Annotated in this window: 16 protein-coding genes; 6 read left to right on the top strand and 10 right to left on the bottom strand. The window is 39.3% G+C overall.

All coding sequences use genetic code 11. From position 1 onward, the window contains the following. Positions 1–150: 150 nt before the first annotated feature. Together AC59HZ_RS14530 and AC59HZ_RS14525 are read right to left on the bottom strand one after the other, a co-directional pair. The gene (locus AC59HZ_RS14530; protein ID WP_496546517.1) at positions 151–1,734 is read right to left on the bottom strand and encodes a response regulator; all 1,584 of its coding nucleotides are present in this window, start codon (positions 1,732–1,734) and stop codon (positions 151–153) included. Next, entirely contained in the window at positions 1,731–3,551 is a 1,821-nt protein-coding gene (locus tag AC59HZ_RS14525) for a sensor histidine kinase (protein WP_496546516.1), read from the bottom strand. Before AC59HZ_RS14525 ends, AC59HZ_RS14530 begins: the two co-directional genes overlap by 4 nt. Before the next feature lie 203 nt (positions 3,552–3,754). Between AC59HZ_RS14525 and AC59HZ_RS14520 the strand changes: the two genes are divergently transcribed. The 3 genes from AC59HZ_RS14520 (at position 3,755) to AC59HZ_RS14510 (ending at position 6,938) form a co-directional block, all read left to right on the top strand. Beyond that, entirely contained in the window at positions 3,755–4,723 is a 969-nt protein-coding gene (locus AC59HZ_RS14520) for a carbohydrate ABC transporter permease (RefSeq protein WP_496546515.1), read from the top strand. Beyond that, entirely contained in the window at positions 4,723–5,550 is an 828-nt protein-coding gene (locus AC59HZ_RS14515) for a carbohydrate ABC transporter permease (protein ID WP_430064379.1), read from the top strand. The genes AC59HZ_RS14520 and AC59HZ_RS14515 overlap by 1 nt, the downstream gene beginning before the upstream one ends. Before the next feature lie 89 nt (positions 5,551–5,639). Next, positions 5,640–6,938: an ABC transporter substrate-binding protein gene (locus AC59HZ_RS14510; protein ID WP_496546514.1), complete on the top strand. Its 1,299-nt coding sequence runs from the start codon at positions 5,640–5,642 to the stop codon at positions 6,936–6,938. A 43-nt stretch (positions 6,939–6,981) separates the two neighbouring features. Here the strand turns inward: AC59HZ_RS14510 and AC59HZ_RS14505 are convergent, their stop codons facing one another. The 4 genes from AC59HZ_RS14505 to AC59HZ_RS14490 all read right to left on the bottom strand — a co-directional run bounded on the left by AC59HZ_RS14505 (position 6,982) and on the right by AC59HZ_RS14490 (position 10,808). Then, entirely contained in the window at positions 6,982–8,367 is a 1,386-nt protein-coding gene (locus tag AC59HZ_RS14505; protein WP_496546513.1) for a sigma-54 interaction domain-containing protein, read from the bottom strand. Positions 8,368–8,633: 266 nt separating this feature from the next. Next, positions 8,634–9,419 (bottom strand): 3-hydroxybutyrate dehydrogenase, encoded by a 786-nt coding sequence (locus AC59HZ_RS14500; RefSeq protein ID WP_496546512.1) that lies wholly within the window; start codon positions 9,417–9,419, stop codon positions 8,634–8,636. Positions 9,420–9,437: 18 nt separating this feature from the next. Next, on the bottom strand, positions 9,438–10,091 hold the full coding sequence (locus tag AC59HZ_RS14495; RefSeq protein ID WP_496546511.1) for a 3-oxoacid CoA-transferase subunit B: 654 nt from the start codon (positions 10,089–10,091) through the stop codon (positions 9,438–9,440). Positions 10,092–10,106: 15 nt separating this feature from the next. After that, entirely contained in the window at positions 10,107–10,808 is a 702-nt protein-coding gene (locus tag AC59HZ_RS14490) for a CoA transferase subunit A (RefSeq protein ID WP_496546510.1), read from the bottom strand. Here AC59HZ_RS14490 and AC59HZ_RS14485 point away from each other — a divergent pair. Next, positions 10,781–11,068, top strand: coding sequence for a hypothetical protein (locus tag AC59HZ_RS14485; protein ID WP_496546509.1), 288 nt, complete (start codon positions 10,781–10,783; stop codon positions 11,066–11,068). The genes AC59HZ_RS14490 and AC59HZ_RS14485 overlap by 28 nt on opposite strands. A gap of 1 nt (position 11,069) precedes the next feature. On the opposite strand, the gene AC59HZ_RS14480 is transcribed toward AC59HZ_RS14485, so the two are convergent. Beyond that, positions 11,070–12,506 carry a GntP family permease gene (locus AC59HZ_RS14480; RefSeq protein WP_496546508.1) on the bottom strand — a complete coding sequence of 479 codons (1,437 nt, stop codon included), beginning with the start codon at positions 12,504–12,506 and terminating at the stop codon, positions 11,070–11,072. Between the two features lie 529 nt (positions 12,507–13,035). Next, positions 13,036–13,425: a globin domain-containing protein gene (locus AC59HZ_RS14475; protein WP_496546507.1), complete on the bottom strand. Its 390-nt coding sequence runs from the start codon at positions 13,423–13,425 to the stop codon at positions 13,036–13,038. 159 nt (positions 13,426–13,584) lie between these two features. Here AC59HZ_RS14475 and AC59HZ_RS14470 point away from each other — a divergent pair, with 159 nt between their 5' ends. Beyond that, positions 13,585–13,965, top strand: a complete 381-nt coding sequence (locus AC59HZ_RS14470; protein WP_496546506.1) for a DMT family transporter — start codon at positions 13,585–13,587, stop codon at positions 13,963–13,965. A gap of 1 nt (position 13,966) precedes the next feature. Further along, positions 13,967–14,281, top strand: a complete 315-nt coding sequence (locus tag AC59HZ_RS14465; protein WP_496546505.1) for a DMT family transporter — start codon at positions 13,967–13,969, stop codon at positions 14,279–14,281. A gap of 46 nt (positions 14,282–14,327) precedes the next feature. Here AC59HZ_RS14465 and AC59HZ_RS14460 read toward each other — a convergent pair whose 3' ends face one another. Beyond that, positions 14,328–15,782, bottom strand: a complete 1,455-nt coding sequence (locus tag AC59HZ_RS14460; RefSeq protein WP_496546504.1) for a glycoside hydrolase family 1 protein — start codon at positions 15,780–15,782, stop codon at positions 14,328–14,330. Between the two features lie 92 nt (positions 15,783–15,874). Continuing rightward, on the bottom strand, positions 15,875–17,314 hold the full coding sequence (locus tag AC59HZ_RS14455; RefSeq protein WP_496546503.1) for a glycoside hydrolase family 1 protein: 1,440 nt from the start codon (positions 17,312–17,314) through the stop codon (positions 15,875–15,877). Positions 17,315–17,363 lie beyond the last annotated feature (49 nt).

Genomic DNA, 17,363 nt, shown 5'->3' with positions numbered 1-17,363 from the left:
GAGGGTCCAAAAGTACTTACTTTTTGGATCCCTTTTTTAGGTATTACTAGTCAAATACTCATTCATAAATTTACAAAAAAGTCGTACTTTTTCTATTGCAATAAAAAATTGAGGAGAAACAGATTATTACCGATTTCCGCTAACGTTAAACTATTGTTTAACATATTCCGCACGGTACTCATTCGGTGTGACACCCACAACCTTTTTAAACACCTTCCGAAAATATTTATCATCCTGGTAGCCAATCATGTTCGCAATTTCATAGATTTTTAACTGGCTGTTTTTCAGGAGCGATTTTGCCCTCTCCATACGGATTTTCACAATGTAATCGGTGATGTTTACATTAAATTCTTGCTTAAATTTCCTCGAAATATATTCACGGCTGATATAAAAATGCTCAGAAATCTCCTGCAGTTTCACATCCCGATCGAAGTTTGCCTGCAGGTATTTTTCGATGTCATAAATAATGTTACTATTTTTTTGCTGCGTGATCCTTTTAACTTTTTTTAAGAAAACAGAAATCTCCCTCTTCTTTCTTTCAATATATTCATCTAACTGAAAGGAACCGTTTTTGTCAAAAAACAAATCGACTCGTTTCTCAATATTGTCTGTTGCTTTGAAATGGAGGTTATAAGTCTTATACCATTTGCGGCTAATGACTAAATATTCGTTTTCAAAATGCATCAGCTGATTTAACGATAAATATCCTTTCTCTGTATAGTCGTTGACGATTTGATTGATTACGTCATCAAACGCCTCTATTTCACCAGCTTGTACAGCTAGTTCTATAATAGATGAATAGACCATTAGATTCCGTAAAGCATCAGGTCGATCAACATTCTGCCAATGAACTCTTTTTGTTTTATCTAAAATATTACTATTTAATAAAACCTGCTTCGCATGCTGATAGGAATCAATCAATTTGAAGCTTTTATTTACAGGATTTCCAACCGCAATAGGACAAGAAATATCCAAGACACTTTTTATCGACTTATATATCTGAACTGATAGTTCGTTTATTTGCTCAAACTTGTTCCAGAAGATAATCACGATTTCACCCTTATTGGATAAATATCGAAATCCTATTCCGCATTCATGTTCCATTAATATTTCATTAATAACATTTAAGATTGTAAAATAGGCTAGATCACGATCTCCTTGAAATGCCTCAATAGTCCTGCCATTAATTCTGACTAAAGCGACAAGATAATTTTGCGATAAGTGAAAGCCAAATTCTTTATACAAATTTTCTTTCATGCTTTCGCTATTCAATAGCTGGGTTAACTTTCTATCACGATACACAGGCTTCATTTCATTTATTAATTGCGTGCTGCTTTCTTTACTCTGCCTGTCCGCTTCTTCTTTTTTCCATTCTTTTACCGCTTTTTCCAGTGTCTGATTTAGGATTTCTGGATCAATCGGCTTTAATAAATAGTCCATGCTTCCGAAATGAATCGCTTTTCTCATGTAGTGGTAATCATCATATCCTGTTACCACAATCGTTTTACTGGTTGGCTGATTGTCTTTAATCCATTCGAGCAGCTGGGTTCCGTCCATTTTAGGCATCTTCATATCGGAAAAAATAATCTCAGGCTTAATCGTTTGGATCAGCTGAATGGCTTCCTCTCCGTTTCCCGCCTCAAAAATTTCGTTAATCCCATTCTGTTCCCATTCACCCAGCAGCTTAATACCATCACGCACATGTTTTTCGTCATCGACAATTAAGACTTTCATTGAAGCTCCACCTCTTTTGACATTACCTTTGGAATCTCGATGGTAACTGTAAATCCACGTTCTTCACCACTGGAAACGACCATTGTAGCCTTATTATTGTAATAAATCTGCAAGCGGTCATAAATATTTTTTAAGCCGATTGCTTCTCTTTGCTTTTCTTCTTTTGGTACCCCATGAACTAATTCATGTTTAATCTTTTTTAACTGCTCTTCATTAACGCCAATGCCATTATCTTTTACTTTTATACAAACAGAATCATCATTCAGCAAATATCCTTCAATATGAATGATTGTTTTTTCAACCTTCTGGTCAAATCCATGCTTAAAACAGTTCTCGACAATCGGCTGCAAAATCATTTTCGGAACAGGAATATCTTCTACTTCCTGCTGGATACTCAGGTTAAACTCAAATTGTTCATCAAATCGTTGTTTTTGTAAGGATAAATAAGCTTTCACATGCTTTAACTCGGAAACAAACGGAACAATATCCTCCTTCATGTTCATGCTGTATCTCATGATATTGGACAATGAAGTTAGCAGGGAATACACCGGCACTGCTTTCAATTTTAGTGCTAAGGTACCAATAGACTGAAAAGCATTATATAAAAAATGCGGATTGATTTGTGATTGAAGCACCCTTAGCTGGGAGGATTTATTTTCAATTTCCAATTTATATTCCCGTTCGATCAATTCATTGATTTTGGAAATCATTAATTTGAAGTGCCTGCCAAGCATACCAATTTCATCGTTTCCAAGCGATTCAAAGTCAGCCTCAAATTCACCGTTCTCTACTTTTTTCATATTGGCAATTAATACTTTTATCGGAGCCGTAAGCCTAAAGGAAATGAATAATGTAGCCATTAAAACAATAAAAAGCGTGATAAAAGCAATCAAAATATTAGTGAGTGCCGTTTGTCTGGCACTTTGATAAAGTACATCATAGGGAATTCGTTTAACTATATACCAATTCTTAAAGGAGTTAGAGAAATTCTCATAAACGATTACCCCGGAGAATTGTTTATCCTTCCATTCGAGACTTTTACCCGCCCTGGGTTTCTTTTTTACTTGCTGAAACCACTTTTCTTTATTTTCCTTTCCAATTTCATCTTTATTTGAAGAGTAAATAATAACTCCATTTTCATTCATGATATAAAGGTCTTCTGTATTTTCCGTATATAATCTGCCGGCAATATCACCAATTTTTGAAAGGTTAATATCAATCGACAAAAAGCCTAAAAACTTGTCCGATGGGACATCCCGGAGGATATTATGAAAGCTTAATACATCCACCTTTTGGGAATTAGGAATAACGGATATATTATTATAACTATAAATCTCATGTGGCGGCTCAATAACCGAAAAGCTGCCCAAGCGATTTAACCGGGCATAATAAGGATGAGAAAAGATATGTTCGTAGGTCCCCCGGCCGCTTATTGTAGAGTGATAGTTGGTATAAGAATCTTTTTCCTTATCAATATAAAGATGCATTTGTTCAATTTCAGGCCTTGAATTAAATAAATACGCTAAAGCTCTGCGTACTTCTTCCTGATTATAGGTTAAGTTTCGAGAAATCCCATCTCTCATTACATTCATAAAGGGAGTGTAACGATAAAGAACCGTTGACATTTGCGCCACATCTTCTAAATATGTAGACAGTTCTTGCTCTCCTTTTACAATAAGGTCATGATTAGTGGAAACAAAACGTTCATTGAGTGACTTCGTTGTTTGATTGTATGTAAATGCATTTGCGATTCCGAATGGGAGAATTATGACAGCCATTAATGTGACAATAAGCTTTTTACGGATACTCCATTGCATTATCTGTTCCACCTCCCGCGGATCGCTTCATTAAGACTCCAGTAAAATATTTGCTCTCATTTTAGCATACTTCTATTTAATCTTTTATAGTGGAATTTTCATCTTATTTTTGGACTGTTCAATATTTTCCACCCTAGTGGTCAATGTAAGCCGTTTCATAATTTTATGGAATCTCTAAAATGAAGTTATAGGAGGTGCAGTCAGTGAATAACGAAAGTAAGTTAGAAAACGTAAAGGGCGCAGCCTTTAACAGTAAGGCAAACACGAAAGTTTCGGAATCAGTTTCATTAAGAAATAAGAAAAAGCTAAAGGATGCAGGGTTATATGCTTTATTTGTCGGACCAGCCTTTTTAGCTTTTGCCATTATTGTCTTAATCCCTTTCTTTACAGGTATTTACTATGCCTTTACTGACTGGAATGGGATTACAGGTAATATAAAATGGGTTGGATTGGATAATTTTAAATACTTATTTACCGAGGACAAACAATTCCAACAGTCCTTCCTGCTGACGACCAAATATACAGTTGTGGCGATTATTTTAACGAATATTATTGGATTTGGGTTAGCACTGCTAGTCACTCAAATGTTAAAAACAAGAAACATTTTACGAACCGTTTTCTTTATGCCAAATATGGTTGGCGGCCTTTTACTTGGATTCATCTGGCAATTTATTTTTGTAAAAGGGTTTGCTTCTCTCGGACAGTTGACGGGGATTCCTTTTTTCGAGTTAGCATGGTTAGGGGATGCTAATACGGCATTTTGGGGAATTGTGATTGTTAGTGTGTGGCAGGGTGCGGGTTATATCATGATCATCTATATAGCTGCCTTGCAAAACGTTCCGCAGGAATTAATCGAAGCGGCGAAAATTGACGGAGCAAATAGATGGCAGATTCTCCGCCATATCACGATGCCACTTGTAGCACCAGCGGTTACGATCTGTTTATTTTTAACCACTGCTTCATCGTTTAAGATTTTTGACGCGAACCTTTCATTAACAAACGGCGGTCCGTTCAAATCAACCGAAATGTTAGCACTAAACATTTATACAGAGGCCTTCGTCAATAACCGCTATGGTATTGGGGAAGCAAAGGCATTAATTTTCTTCATCGTTGTTGCAGCGATTACGATCCTTCAAGTAACCATTTCGAAGAAGAGGGAGGTTGAATCATAATGGGAAACAAGTATACAGGAAAGACTTTTATCGGCGAAATTTTCGCCATCTTGCTTGGCCTTGTCTTCTTAATTCCATTCTATTATTTGATTTCAAACTCCTTAAAACCGTTTGCGGAGATTTTAAGTAATACATCGGCTTTACCTAAAGTGTTCATGTTCGATAACTATGTGAATGCCTTTGAAAAATTGGACTATTTAAGGGTATTTACAAACTCTGTATTTATTACGGTTGTGAGTAATGTCGTTCTAGTAGTCTTTTGTTCGATGGCAGCCTACATGCTGGTACGGACAAAGAAGAAAATCAGCAATGTGATTTTCATGACCCTTGTTGCAGCGATGATAATTCCCTTTCAATCGATTATGATTCCGCTCATCAAAACAGCTGGTACCCTTGGCATGCTTAATACCATCTGGGGACTTGTCATCATGTACTTAGGTTTTGGCTCTGGGATGACGATCTTCTTATACCACGGATTTATTAAAGGGATTCCGGTTGAACTTGAAGAAGCAGCGATTATCGACGGTTGTTCAAGGTTTGGAGTATTCTGGAGAATCGTGTTCCCTTTATTAAAACCGATTACCGTAACGATTATCATCCTAAACAGCTTATGGATATGGAATGACTATCTATTACCATCCCTGGTTCTTCAGGATCCTGGTTTAAGAACGATTCCTTTAGCGACCTTCTTCTTCTTTGGCCAGTACACAAAGCAATGGGATTTAGCGCTGGCAGCATTGGTTCTTGGTATTATACCTTTGTTAATTTTCTTCTTTTCGATGCAAAAACACATTATCAAGGGAATCACTAGCGGTTCTATTAAATAAATTTCTTCAAGTGGTAACAACCTCTACTGTCTGAATCTCAGACAGTAGAGATTTATAAAAATAAAATTTATTTTTCGGAGGGAAACCAAATGGCTTTCAAAAAATATTCAATAGCAGCGGGGATTTTATCGGCATCACTTCTTTTAGGGGCATGCGGTAATTCTGACAGTGCATCCGGAACTAAAAAAGACAGCGGCAGCAAAGATGGAAAAGTAGTTGTTGATATCTTTAACGGAAAGGTTGAAATCGCCGATCAATTGAAAGCGTTAACAGATAAATATACGAAAGAGCATCCAAATGTAACGTTTAATATTGAATCAGTAGGCGGTGGTGCAGATGGTGCAGCAGCTCTAAAAGCAAAGTTTGCCTCTAACAAAGCACCTGATATCTTTGGTAACGGCGGCTACCAAGAAGCTCAGACATGGAAAGACAAATTCGAAGATTTATCAGATCAGCCATGGGTTAAAGATGCTTATCCAGATGCATTAAAACCAATGACTATCGACGGAAAAATTTACGGCCAGCCAGTTAACATGGAAGGTTATGGTTTTGCTTATAACAAAAAGTTATTTGCAAAAGCCGGAATCACAGAACTTCCAAAAACATATTCAGAGCTTGAAGCAGCTTCTAAAAAGCTTAAAGCTGCCGGCATAACTCCTTTCTCAGTCGGTTATGCAGAATGGTGGGTTTTAGCGAACCATGGACTGAACGTTCCTTTTGCTTACGAACAAGCTGATGACGAAAACTTCATCCCTGGGTTAAACGAAGGTAAATCTAAAATTGAAGGCAACAAATACTTTGAAGACTACTTCAAGCTTGTTGATTTAACAGTGAAATACGGTAACAAGAATCCATTAACAACAGACTATAATACAGAAGTTACCCAATTTGCTAACGGCGAAACAGCCATGATCCAACAAGGTAACTGGATTCAGCCAATGCTTGATAAATTAAACCCTGGCATGGAAGTTGGTTTCATTCCACTGGCTCTTACAGATGATGCTGCTCAAGCAGATAAGCTTATGGCTGACGTGCCAACTAACTGGGTAGTTTATAACAAAGCACCTGATGCAGACAAAAAAGCAGCAAAAGATTTCTTAAATTGGATGGTTTCATCTGAAGAAGGCAAGTCGGCATTAGTAAAAGAATTCAAATATATCCCTGCCTTTAAAACAATTGAAGCAAAAGCAGAAGATATTGGTCCTCTAGGCGCAGATATTCAGAAATATTCTAAGGACGGCAAGACTTACTCTTGGCAATTTATGAAATATCCTGATGGTGCAGGTCAAGAATTCGGTGCAACCCTTCAAGCATATGTGGGCGGCCAAAAGTCTAAAGAAGAAGCGATGAAAGCTTTAGATGCAACATGGGCTAAATTGAAGAAGTAATAGTACAGAAGAAAGGCTCCTTACATTGAGTAAGGAGCCTTTCCTATATATTGTACAATTTGCATTTTTCATAAAAGCTTGTTTTACCAATTTCTAAGAGTTTTGCTGCCTCTAACTTATTACCTTCTGTAACTCCTAAGGCATGGAGAATCGCTTGTTTTTCAACTAAGGCTAGTGTTTCCTTCAATGGCCTTACTGGAATATCGGGCTTTTGTTGTGGCTGGATATAGTGATCCACTTCAAGGTCGCGGAGATAAAGCGGGAGATGATGTATCTCAATTGTTTCTCCATCTAAAACATTGATGGCCCGCTCCAAGACATTCTCTAACTCACGGATATTACCAGGCCACTTATGCTTTTGCAGTCTAGCGATTACATCTGCAGACAGTTTTGTGCTTTGCCGGTGGAATCTCCTTCCAAGCTTTGTTAACAAGCTTTCAGAAATGAACGGGATATCTTCCGTTCGCTTTTTCAGCGGTGGAATTTCGATTTTTATCACATTTAATCGATAATATAAATCCTGCCGGAATGTTCCTTCCTGTACCATTTTGTCCAAATCTCTATGGGTAGCGGCAATCACCCGTACATCAACCGGAATGGATTTTTGTCCGCCTATTCTCTGGACTTCTTTTTCCTGCAGTACGCGAAGAAGCTTACTTTGCATCGAAAGAGGCATATCACCGATTTCATCAAGAAAAATCGTCCCATGGTGGGCTGCCTGAAATTTTCCCTTTCTTCCGCCTTTTTTCGCCCCAGTAAATGCCCCATCTTCATATCCGAATAATTCTGATTCTAGCAGGTGCTCTGGAATCGAAGCACAATTTATTGGAACAAATGGAAAGGCGGAGCGGCTGCTGCCATTATGGATGGCATGCGCAAACAATTCCTTGCCCGTACCTGATTCTCCTAGTAATAAAACGGATGAATGACTGCTGGATATTCTTTCAGCAAGTCTTTTTGAAGCTAAAAATGCAGGACTGCTGCCGATTAGATTATCAAAGTTATATTTACTTTCTTTTTCGAATCGATTCTTATAATATTTCAGTTCTTCTACAAGTGACTGGATTTTGGACTGGTATTGCCGCCATTCCTCGGGGTTGCGAAACATCACCGTTCCAAGTGCCCCGACTAGTTCCCCTTCGACGACAAGCGGGAAGCGGTTCGCGATCATTTCACTTCCATTAATCCGTTGAACAGCCGCCAATTCAGCCTGACCTGTTTTCGCGACGATATGCATGCGGGTATTTTCAATTACTTCATTAACATGTCTTCCAATCGCATTTTCTACCGTAGTTCCAATAAATTCACAATAGGCGGTATTTATATATTTGATAATCCCCTGACTATCAACAATGACAATCCGTTCCGCTGCAAGATTAATAACTTCCTCAAGCCAGTTATAGGGAATTTGCTCAATTCCTACCTTCATTCACATTCTCACCTTTTTGATAGTGTTAATTCTATTATAGCAAAAGACTTTCCAGAAACTTTCAAAAAATAAGAAAGGCTCTTTTCGTAAACTTTGTTGCTTTTGGAACTTAATTAGGTTCATTTACTAAGTTTCTGGGCAATTTTCGCAAATGTTCTTACGAAAAGATGCCCCGAAGCTACTAGTTATGCGGGTTGATAACCTTATACGAAAAACAACAATTTTTGCGAAAATAGCCATAAGAAAAGAACCCAGTATAGGTTCTTCTATTGAACAGTATATCCTCCATCAAGTGCCACGGCTTGCCCGGTAACTCCCCTTGCTTTTTCACTTGCTAAAAAGACAGCATAGTCGGCAATTTCCGAAACGGATAATAGCCTTTTTTGCGGAACCAACGGATAAATGACTTCTTCAATGACCCTCTCAAACGGGACATTTCTTGTTTTCGCCAGGTCCTGCAGCTGGTTCTGAACGAGCGGCGTATCGACATAGCCAGGACAAAGGGCATTGACAGTTATTCCATATTCAGCCCCTTCTAATGCTGCCACTTTTGTTAAGCCGATCACTCCGTGTTTCGCACTGTTATAGGCCGCCTTACCAGCAAAGCCAATCAGCCCGTTTATGGAAGCCATATTGATGATTCTTCCATAGCCCTGTTTCTTCATGAGCGGAAAAACATTTTTAATGCCGATAAATGGCGCCGTCAGCATTACATCCACCAACAGCTTAAATTTTTCTGTTGGGAATTCCTCGATAGGTGAAACGTATTGAAGCCCAGCATTATTGATTAAAATATCGATACTACCAAAAGATTGGCAGGCTTTATCGATACTATTTTTATAGGCCTCCTCATCTGTCACATCACAAGGTGCAGATAGGGCATTAAATCCTTGATTGTTCAACTCATCTGCTACTTTATGACATGATTCCTTATTCAAATCTGAAATTACCACTTTTGCTCCTTCTTGCGCAAAAGCTTTTGCAATTTCCAGCCCAATGCCGCTTGCAGAACCGGTTATAAAGGCGGTTTTTCCCTCTAATTGCTTCCCCATTTCGTGCACTCTCCCTGTTTATTGTTGGTTTGACATAAGCTGCGGGCTTACACTAAAAATTGCTTCCGTTTTTTCCTGCACTTCTTTTATGGTGGTTCCTTCCTGCAATTCCGTTAACACCATTCGTTCTTTATTGAAATCAAATACGGCTAACTCGGTAATAAGGCGATGGACAACTTTTTGACCAGTCAAAGGAAGTGTACATTCCTTTTTTATTTTCGATTCACCGTATTTATTTACATGTTCCATAATCACAACTACCCGCTTCGCCCCGTTAACAAGATCCATGGCCCCGCCCATGCCTTTTATCATTTTCCCTGGTATCATCCAATTGGCAAGGTCCCCATTTTCTGATACCTCCATGCCGCCAAGAATGGCTAAATCTATATGGCCGCCGCGGATCATCGCAAAGGATTCGGCACTTTCAAAGTAAGAGGCCCCCTGTACAGCAGTTACTGTTTCTTTTCCTGCGTTGATTAAATCGGGATCGACATGTTCCTCGTCCGGATAGGGTCCTATACCTAATAAGCCATTTTCTGATTGCAGTAAAACACTGTATTCCGGCGGGATTTCATTGGCCAGCAGTGTCGGCATCCCAATACCCAAATTAACATTCATGCCATCCTCAATTTCCTGCACTGCCCGTCTAATAATTTTATGGCGAACATCCATAAATGATTCTCCTCTCTATGCTTGAATAACCGTCCTTCTTTCAATTCTCTTTTCGTATAATTCCCCTGCCAGTACACGTTGGACATAAATGCTTGGGGTATGAATGTGGTCAGGATTGAGTTCACCAGCACCGACGATTTCTTCTACCTCTGCAATTGTTATCTTTCCAGCCATTGCAGCCAGCGGGTTAAAATTTCTTGCCGTTTTGTGATACACTAAATTCCCTAACAGATCCCCTTTCCCAGCCTTCACTAATGCAAAGTCACCAACAATCGCTTTTTCAAGAAGATAGGTTTTGCCGTCAAATTCTTTAAGTTCCTTTCCATCCGCAATCGGTGTTCCGACTCCTGTAGCCGTATAAAACCCTGGGATGCCGGCACCTCCTGCACGGATACGTTCAGCGAGTGTACCTTGGGGCACAAGCTCCACCTCTAATTCACCGCTTAAAAATTGTCGTTCGAAAATCTTGTTTTCCCCTACATAGGAAGAAATCATTTTTTTAATTTGCTTATTGGCTAGTAATAGGCCGAGGCCCCAATCGTCGACACCACAGTTATTGCTGACAATGGTCAGGTCCTTAACTCCTTTATCTCTTAAAGCTAAAATTGCCTTTTCCGGTATACCGCAAAGACCGAACCCGCCTACAATGATGGTGGCTCCGTCATGAATATCGTCGATGGCTTTTTCAAATGAATCGATTACTTTTCCCTTACTCATTCCGTTATCCCCCTTTTATAGAACTGGCTGTGTTAAAGGTTATTGTTGATATTGACACTCTGTTGATTGGAGTGGAAGGCGCGAAGACTCCTGCGGGAGTACGGGGCTGGGGAGACCCCACAGGCGTAAAGCGCCGAGGAGGCTCCCCGGCACGCCCGCGGAAAGCGAAGCGCCTGGAGCGGATATCAACAGACAAGTTTAACACAGTTATAGATTTAAACTTTCGAAACAAGCGGCCGCTTATTTCGAAAGCATTTTGATTTAGACAATGCCTGTTAATGAATAGACAGCAATGATAAAGAATACTGCCAGTGTTTTGATAATCGTAACGGCAAAAATATCACGATAGGACTGACGATGGGTAAGTCCCGTTACAGCAAGTAATGTAATAACCGCTCCGTTGTGCGGAAGGGTATCCATACCGCCGGATGCCATCGAAATAACTCGGTGCATAACTTCAGGCGGAATATTGGCTGCTGCGATTGCTTGATTATATTTTTCAGCCATCGCACTTAGGGCAATTCCCATTCCCCCTGAGGCAGATCCAGTGATCCCTGCAAGGGTGGAGGTAGTAACAGCACCATTAACGAGCGGGTTTGTAAAGGTATTCGAAATCCCGTCACTGATGGCTGTAAAACCTGGCAATGCCGCAATGACACCGCCGAAGCCATATTCAGCACCCGTATTCATCGTAGCAAGCAAGGAACCACCGATGCTTGTGTTCAGTCCCTCTTTAAAGTTTTGTGTGACTCGCTTCCAGTCAAATAAAATAGTAGAAATAATTCCAACCACTAATGCCATTTCAACTGCCCAAATCGCCGCTACCGCCCCAACATCAACAACACCAAAAGCTTTTAAGCCAATCTGGGAAAAATCAAATCCATTTGGATACCATTTCGGTATATTTGTGACAAAAACTTTGTTCATAACTCCTACAAGAATAAGCGGAACAAACGCTAAAATTTGTCTTGCTGCTGACTGCTCCGTCGAGAAGTTGGCTTTTGGTTCCTCTTTTTTAGTGAGCTTTTCAGCAGCAGATGCCATTTCAGTACCAAATCCGAAATAGCCCTCTCCAGCTTTTTCGGCCTTTTTCCTTCTGGATTCTAAGTATAAAAGTCCAAGGATCAAGACGAATACTCCGCCAATGATCCCTAACATTGGTGCGGCATAAATATCCGTTTTAAAGAAAGCAATCGGAATAACGTTTTGAATTTGCGGCGTACCCGGCAAAGCATCCATTGTAAACGTAAAGGAACCTAATGCAATCGTTCCTGGAATCAACCGTTTTGGAATATTTGCTTCCCTGAAAAGATGGGCAGCAAACGGGAAAACGGCAAACACGACAACGAACAAACTTACGCCGCTATACGTTAAAATCGCTCCTAACAACACGATCGTTAAGATGGCACGCTTTGCACCTATCAGCTTCACGATTGTTTTGGCGATGGACTCTGCAAGCCCTGACATTTCAACAACCTTTCCAAAAATAGCCCCTAATAAAAAGACAGGAAAATAGTTTTTAATAAAGCCGACCATCTTCTCCATAAAAACATTCGAAAAGAATGGCAATACATAACTTGGTTCAGTTAATAAAACCGCAAATAGTGCGCAGATTGGTGCAAATAAGATTACGGAAAAACCTCTGTAGGCAACAAACATTAATAGGCCTAAGGCTAAGAGTATAACGATTAAATCCATGAAAATCCCCCTTGTTCGTTTTTATAGAAAGCGGTTACAAAAAATTTTAATCCTCCTTTACGAAAATTCCCCTTGCACTATAATTTCATTGCAAGTTCCGTGCCATTTTTATAATAATTTGAAAATTAAGCTTTTTAGAGAATTTGCGGGGGGGGGATTCCGTTTTTGCGGAAAAAATGTTAGTTTACGAATTCCGGAAATCGGGAAAATTCCGTTTTTGCGGAACAGTGAGAGGATATTCTTCAAATTTCAGAAGGGATTCTACAATATTAATGGGGGTTTCTACAAAATTGATGGGACATTCTACAAATTTCAGAGGAAATTCTACAATTTCAAAGGCATTCTACAAATTCAATGGAGTATTCTACAAATTTCAGAGGAAATTCTACAATTTCAAAGGCATTCTACAAATTCAATGGAGTATTCTACAAAATTCAAAGGGCATTCTACAAAATTCAACGGACATTCTACAAAATTCTAATTACTCCCCTTCCATTAAAAAAACATGCCCAGTTAATCTGAACATGTTTCATTTATCCGGACTATTCACCATAATTCCGGCTACTTGGGTTAAGCGATCATAAAAAGCTAATCCGGCTGGATTTTGATCAAGACTGATTTCCTCAAAGGCTTCCTTCATACAGCGAAGCCAGCATTGTGCCCTTCTAGGAGTCACCTCAAATGGCAAATGACGTTCTCGCATCGCCGGCGGGCCAAATTCCTGGCTGTAAAGAGCCGGTCCCCCTAAGAATTGCGGCAGGAACATCCGCTGCTTTCGCTTGATTTCTTCCATATCCCCTTCAAATAACGGTCTTAATTCCGGATCAGCATATACACGTGGATAAAAAGCATCGACAAGCTTATCGATTGTTTCTTGTCCGCCAATTTCACTATAAAGAGTTTTAAATGCGTATTCCAATTTACTTCACTCTCCTTTTTAATGTATTTCTTATTCCCATAATTATAATCGTAAAAATATAGGTCTTTTGTGATGTAAATCACGCTTTATACCAGATTGAAATTATTTTTTTAGATAGATATGGTATTCTAAAATAGATTAACTTCAAAATAAATTAACATGAAGAAGATAGTACTTAAGAGGTGGGTTTTATTGAATAAAGCATGGATATATGTAGCTTTAACTTGTATGTTTGAATTAATGTGGGTATATGGCTTCAATGTTGCCGAAAGCTGGTGGCAGTGGGCAATCATTATTGGAATTATTTTAACCGATTTTCATTTTCTGCCCAAAGCTTGCCAAAGCCTCCCAACTGGCACTGTTTATGCTATTTTTTCAGGAGTAGGAACCATTGGAACGGTATTAATGGATGTCTTCCTTTTTGGTGAACAATTTAGTGGAGCGAAACTTCTATTTGTTGTTGTTATTATCTTAGGTGTAATTGGCTTAAACCTAGCAGACAATCAACAGGAAAAAGAAGCTTTAAAGGGAACGGTCTGATATGGGCTGGGTATTGGTTGTTTTAGCGGCAGCATGCGAGATTATCGGTGCAGCCGGGCTAAAATTATATAGTAAACGGGAATCCATTCGCAATGGAATCCTCTATATTGGGGGATTTGGGGCATCGTTTGGTTTCTTATATGCATCTTTCCACTATTTACAGGTAAGTATCGCCTATGCAGTATGGATAGGAATTGGAACGGCTGGAGCGGTTGCAGTTAATATGGTACTTTTTGGAGAATCAAAGAGCATGGGACGTGTTATTAGTGTTATCTTGATAATCATTGGTGTGATAGGGTTAAAGTCGTTTTCCTAACCTGCAATAAGCAAAGAGCCTGCCGCATTAGCAGGCTCTTTTCAAATTATAATTGTTCTCCATTTGAGGCGATGACATCTTTATACCAGTAGAAGGATTTTTTCTTGCTTCTAGCTAATGTACCATTACCATAGTCATCCTGATCTACATAAATAAATCCATAACGTTTAGACATTTCTGAGGTGCTTGCACTAATTAAATCAATACAGCCCCAGCTTGTGTAGCCCATTACTTCTACTCCATCCTTGATAGCTTCTCCCATTTGTTCAATATGGGCCCGTAAATAATCAATCCGATAATCATCATTTATTGAGCCATCTTCCTCTACCTTATCGTAGGCTCCTAATCCATTTTCTACGATAAATAATGGCACTTGATAGCGATCGTACATTTTCTTCAATGTAATCCGTAATCCTTTAGGGTCAATTTGCCAGCCCCAATCAGATGCTTCTAAATAAGGATTTTTAATTCCACTGAAAAAGTTTCCTTTTTCTTTTAAACGATCTTTGTTACCACTTGTCACCATTGTCATATAGTAGCTAAATGATAAGAAGTCTACTGGATGCTGCAGCAGGATTTCTTCATCACCAGGTAACATCTCAATTTTGATATTATTGTTTTCAAAATAGCTTAACATATAGCTTGGATAACAGCCGCGTACTTGAACGTCCGTGAAGAATAGATTCTTTTGATCTTCTTCTAATGCCGCTAACACATCATCTGGACTGCATGTTTCCGGATATACTTCCATACGCGCCAGCATACAGCCGATCATGGCCTCTGGAATGATTTCATGACACGCCTTCACCGCCCGTGCACTTGCCACAAATTGATGGTGAAGTGCTTGATAAACAGCTTGTTCCTTATGCTTGACACGGTCCAAAAGAATCCCGCCGCCAATATACGGTGAAACGGTTGATATATTAATTTCATTAAACGTTAACCAATATTTTACCTTGCCTTTATAACGATTAAATACAGTTTTCGCATAATGAACAAAGTATTCTACTAAGCGGCGGTCGGTCCAGCCATTATATTTTTGAACCAAGTGAAGCGGCATTTCATAGTGAGATAAAGTGACCAAGGGCTCAATTCCATACTTTAATAATTCATCGAACACTTTGTCATAGAAAATAAGTCCCTCTTCATTCGGCACCAATTCATCCCCGTTAGGAAAAATGCGCGGCCAGGAAATAGACATGCGGAAAGTTTTAAAGCCCATTTCAGCAAATAGAGCAATATCTTCTTGATAACGGTGATAAAAGTCAATCCCACGGCGTTTTGGGAAGTTATCTCCTTCTTTTCCTGCTAGTAATGCTTCTAATTCTTCTTCACTTCTGACATCCATCTCAATGTCGTTTTTGCGCTCTTCTTTAGGGATAAATGTAACCATATCAAAAATCGATAATCCTTTGCCGCCTTCATTATAAGCACCTTCTAATTGATTGGCCGCTGTTGCTCCGCCCCATAAAAAACCTTCAGGAAACCGTCTATTTTTCATTTGAATTCCTCCTCAAATTTCCCCAAATAATAGTTTCTAGATTAGTCAAAAATATAGGAACTCATAAGCAAAATTATGAGTTCCTTCTATTATTAGTCTAATTTTTCCCCATTCGTTGAAATCACATCTTTATACCAGAAGAAGGACTTTTTCTTGCTTCGTTCTAATGTACCGCTGCCATCATCGTTCCTGTCGACATAGATGAAGCCATAACGCTTCGACATTTCACCTGTTGAGGCGCTGACAAGATCGATACAGCCCCAGCTTGTATAGCCCATTAGGTCGACTCCATCTTCAATCGCATCTCCCATTGCCTTGATGTGCTCACGTAAATAATCGATACGGTAGTCGTCATTGATGGAACCGTCTTCCTCCACCTTGTCATAGGCCCCTAATCCATTTTCAACTACAAACAGCGGAAGCTCATATCTGTCATAAAACTTGTTTAAGCTAATGCGTAACCCAGTCGGGTCAATTTCCCAGCCCCAGTCACTCGCCTTTAAGAATGGGTTTTTCACTCCGCCAATAATATTACCTTGGGCTGCTTCCTCAGCTGTCTTTACTTTTTTCTCAGTCCGAGACATGTAATAGCTGAAACCAATATAATCAACAGTACCCTCTTTAATTACTTCCAGGTCGCCTTCTTGTATCTTCAATTCAATATTATGCTTCTTAAAGAAGCTTTTAATAAAGGTCGGATATTCACCGCGTACCTGTACATCTCCACAGAAGAAATTGAAGAAACGTTCTTCTTGATGGGCATACATGACGCTTTCCGGATTGGAATCATAAGAGTAAACCGGTGCGAAGAGAATCATACAGCCAATTTTGGAATCTGGAATGATTTTATGACAAGCTTTAACCGCAAGTGCGCTAGCCACAAACTGGTGATGGAAAGCTTGGAATGTTGGCTGATATTTGTCTTCTTCCTTATGAATCGCAAATCCTAGCCCCATAATTGGCATGACTAATCCACTATTAATTTCATTAAAGGTCATCCAATATTTCACTTTATCTTTGTAGCGATTAAAAATAGCATTTACGTATCGTTCAAAGAAAGTAACTACCTGGCGATTTCTCCAGCCTCCATATTCTTTGACAAGGTGAACAGGCATTTCATAGTGGGAGATGGTCACAACCGGTTCAATGCCTTGCTTGTGCAATTCATCAAATACACGGTCATAAAATGCTAAGCCTTCTTCATTAGGTTCAAGTTCATCACCATTAGGGAAAATCCTTGTCCAGGCAATTGACATCCTGAAAGCTTTAAAGCCCATTTCAGCAAATAAGGCAATATCTTCCTTATAACGGTGGTAGAAGTCAATGCCTTCATGATTTGGATAGAAGTATTTATCGTTTTCAATTTCAAAATTAAAACCTGGAGATTGCAATATTTGAAGACGTTCCTTACCACCAGGAAGTACATCTGCGATATTTAATCCTTTATTGCCTTCATAAAATCCGCCTTCCATTTGGTTGGCAGCCGTGGCACCGCCCCATAAAAATCCTTCTGGGAATCTTTTGCTATTCATTGCTTTCACCTCAAAAATTATTTTTTCAAAAATATGTAGGGGGATTAAA

Source organism: Neobacillus sp. DZ-9, from assembly GCF_059587065.1.
This window is presented reverse-complemented; position numbering and strand designations above follow the sequence as displayed.